The sequence below is a fragment of the Brevibacillus reuszeri genome (genome assembly GCF_002897295.1).
Taxonomy (GTDB): domain Bacteria; phylum Bacillota; class Bacilli; order Brevibacillales; family Brevibacillaceae; genus Brevibacillus; species Brevibacillus reuszeri_A.
Window position 1 is genome coordinate 1 of record NZ_BEXF01000106.1, and the last position, 1,016, is coordinate 1,016.

Annotated in this window: 1 protein-coding gene and 1 pseudogene; both read right to left on the minus strand. The window is 39.5% G+C overall.

What is annotated here, in order from left to right; genetic code table 11:
• Positions 1–803, minus strand: an 803-nt coding sequence (locus C3B52_RS35650; protein ID WP_103111010.1) for a M56 family metallopeptidase, incomplete at its 3' end; no start/stop codon positions are given.
• Positions 800–1,016 (minus strand): annotated as a pseudogene (locus C3B52_RS37715) (BlaI/MecI/CopY family transcriptional regulator); the annotation flags it as partial. The pseudogene C3B52_RS37715 and the gene C3B52_RS35650, both read right to left, overlap by 4 nt.

Consider the following 1,016-nt stretch of genomic DNA (forward strand, 5'->3'; position numbering starts at 1 on the left):
AACAAAAGAGATTGGCCGTAGGAAAAAGGAATATGAAGCGGTTGATCCGGCTGAAGCACTTGTAATATTCGGTAATTAATCGCTGTATTAGCAAAGGGCACAGCTACGGTTATATGCCGATTATTTACCAAAGTGGACAACTTCAATAATACATTCCCTAAGTGATATTCAGATTTCATATGTCTTAGAGCAAAGCGATCCGCAAGAAGTTCCTTCCTAGTTGCAAACTGATTGCTCAATGTTTTTAATAATGGAATATACCCCATGCTCTCTGTCAGTAAAACGACCAAGAACATTTGAAGCGGATCGCGTCCCCTGCAGTGATACCATTCATGGAGTAATATTGCCCTGATTTCCTCTTCGTTGAACATGTTCATAAGCCCAGTAGAAATAACGATACGTGGTTGCCAAATCCCCATTGCCAGAGCAACAAATGCGTCATCTCTTACAACCATAATTTCTGTATTCCAATCCTGGTATACCTTGTTTAGGTATACCGTTTGCTGGTGATCCGTATTATTTCTAAACGTCCGCATCCATTTCCAAGTCAAGAATAATTGTCTACCTGATCTGCCAACTAGTCGCACCACTGTATACAAAATGACAAGATTAAATAAAACTTTTATGATGTCATGCCCCAATGTGTCTTCCTGTATAGCGGTTAAGCAGTATTGTATTATATTCCAATTGAGTGGTACACCTAGCACTTGATGCGCAACATACCAACCCATTTGGATCAGCACAAATGAGCCCGTGAGTAACATGATTAAAAAAATCAGATTTGTTTTTACAGCCGATTTCATGATGAACTCCCGTGATTCATTTGGTTCAGTTTATCTTGTAGCTTAGAGATCAATTTAGGGTCTGCTTCATCCAATGCATCGATCATATGACCAACAACTAAATCTCCAAATTCACGGATTAGTCCTTGTGTAACCTCTTTAGTTTGTTCTGATAAGAATTGCTCTTTGGTTTGTATAGGTTCAAAGAACGTTAATCTTGCCCTACCGCTCCCC